Annotated in this window: 2 protein-coding genes; both read left to right on the top strand. The window is 38.8% G+C overall.

The window, feature by feature from the left end; genetic code table 11:
- Positions 1–820 (top strand): DNA polymerase domain-containing protein (locus CXF78_RS21100; protein ID WP_308302292.1); only part of this gene is annotated, 820 nt, incomplete at its 5' end.
- Positions 821–1395: 575 nt separating this feature from the next.
- Positions 1396–2172: TonB-dependent receptor plug domain-containing protein (locus CXF78_RS21105; RefSeq protein ID WP_180957244.1), on the top strand; the 777-nt coding region annotated here is incomplete at its 3' end.

The following is a 2172-nucleotide window of genomic DNA, read 5'->3' on the forward strand; positions in this document are numbered from 1 at the left end:
TCATGATGCTAAGTTAGCCAGTTCGATTACCATGCGCGGTCATCAAATTATGAAACTCACAAAGCAATGGATAGAAGAGTGCGGTTATCAAGTGATTTACGGTGATACCGACTCTACCTTTGTCTGGTTAGGGGATAATCATGGTATTAAAGATATCCAAGCGGTTGGTAAACACCTATCAGTATCAATAACCCAACGTTGGCTTGAATGGTGTGTAGAAGAATATCAATTAGACAGTTATCTTGAGTTGGAATTTGAAACCCACTTTGAACAATTTATTATGCCTACTTTAAGAGGCTCGGATGAAGGCAGTAAAAAGCGTTATGTCGGCGCGATGTCAAATGATCAGCAACAATTAACTCTGACTTTTAAAGGTATGGAGCAAGTGAGAAGTGATTGGAGCCCTATTGCAAGAAGGATGCAATACCATTTATATGAACTATTTTTCAAGGGCGAGGATGTCATTGATTTTTTGAGTAATGAGCTCGCGGCAATTAAGTGTGGTGCTCGAGACAATGAACTTATCTTTAAAAAGCGATTAAGACGTAATGTTGAAGATTATACCGCAAAGTCGTCACCCCATGTTAAAGCCGCGAAACAACTTGCCGAACTACTCGGAGACGTAAGCGTTACCCGCAAGGGACAACAGATTCGATATATAATGACGCTCACAGGTGCACAAACCATAGAAGCAAAACCTCAAAATATTGATTATGAATACTACATTTGTAAACAAATCCAACCCATAGCAGAGCCCATTCTACAACTGTGTGGTCATAGCTTTGACTCACTAGTAAATAATCAACTCCTATTGCTTTAAATTAACTCACTAAACCCTCAACTTTAAGTTTTCCAATGTCAACTAACATAAATGGTGTTTTATTCGTATCCTTCCTGAATTAAGTCAGTAAAGACATCAAGCATGGTTTGATGAAGCACAAATCTGACTAACTCTATCAACGAAGATTTATCTAGACGATTAATGTTAAGCAATTGCTTACATAGCCTTATTTATTGTCACTTAACATTTTTATGTTTACTAGAAGTGATAAAAAAGTACCTTCATGGGGTGAATATCTTTTTAAAACAATTGGTTAACTTTTTTGCTTTAGGCCTCGCATGATATTTTTGTAATAATCAATTAAATTCAACCTATTGTTTATAAAGGCAAAAATAATAACCTGTTCATATTTGTTAACAGTTAAAGTTGTTACATTTGATTAACTTTTGCGCTTACGACCTTTCAAATGTTGATTAGTTGTTTCAAATGTGATTTTATTGCACCTGTAGTTGAGAGGTTGTGATTGTTTTTTGTTGCATCCCCTCATTGAACTAACACCTAAAAAGGTTGTTAGCATTATAAGAAAGACATAAAAAAGTCCAGGGAGATAGACAATGCATAAGAACGTATTAGCTAAGTCGGTGCGCTTAGCACTGATCAGTGGTGCAGCAGCAGCCGCATTTGCTTCACCAGCAGTTTTTGCTGCTGATGAAGATGGCGCAAAAGTAGAACGTATCGAGGTTACTGGTTCGCGCATTAAGCGTTCTGACCTTGAAGGCGCTTCGCCAATTACGACCATTACAACTGAAGATATGAAGATGGAAGGTAACTTTACAGTTGCTGATGCACTTCGTAACAGTAACTTGAACTCTTTCGGTTCATTCTCTGAGACTTCAGGTAGTTCTGCACAATCTCAAGCAACTATTAATTTACGCGGTGCAGGCTCAAGCCGTACTCTAGTGCTTATTGATGGTAAGCGTTTTCCTGGTTCACCAACGCTAGGTGGTGCATCGGCTAACTTAAACGCAATCCCAATGGCTGCAGTAGAACGTATTGATATTCTAACTGATGGTGCATCTTCTACTTATGGTTCTGATGCAATTGCTGGTGTTGTTAACATCATCATGAAAAAGAACTATCAAGGTATTGAATTTAACGTTGGTGGTGGTTCACGTGACCAAGACGGCGGCCTAACAAGTAAAGAATTCTCGGTTGTCGCTGGTTATCAAATGGACAAAGGTAACATTACTTTCGCATTTGACCACCAAGACCGTGCTGGTATATCTGACGCAGACCGTCCTTATACTGCTGCTAGTATGACTGATTTCGACGGCGATGGTGTTATCCAAGCCTACAATGAAACTTCTGGTTGGAGTTATTATGGTGCAACA

The organism is Shewanella sp. 11B5, from assembly GCF_002836795.1.
GTDB classification, from domain to species: domain Bacteria; phylum Pseudomonadota; class Gammaproteobacteria; order Enterobacterales; family Shewanellaceae; genus Shewanella; species Shewanella frigidimarina.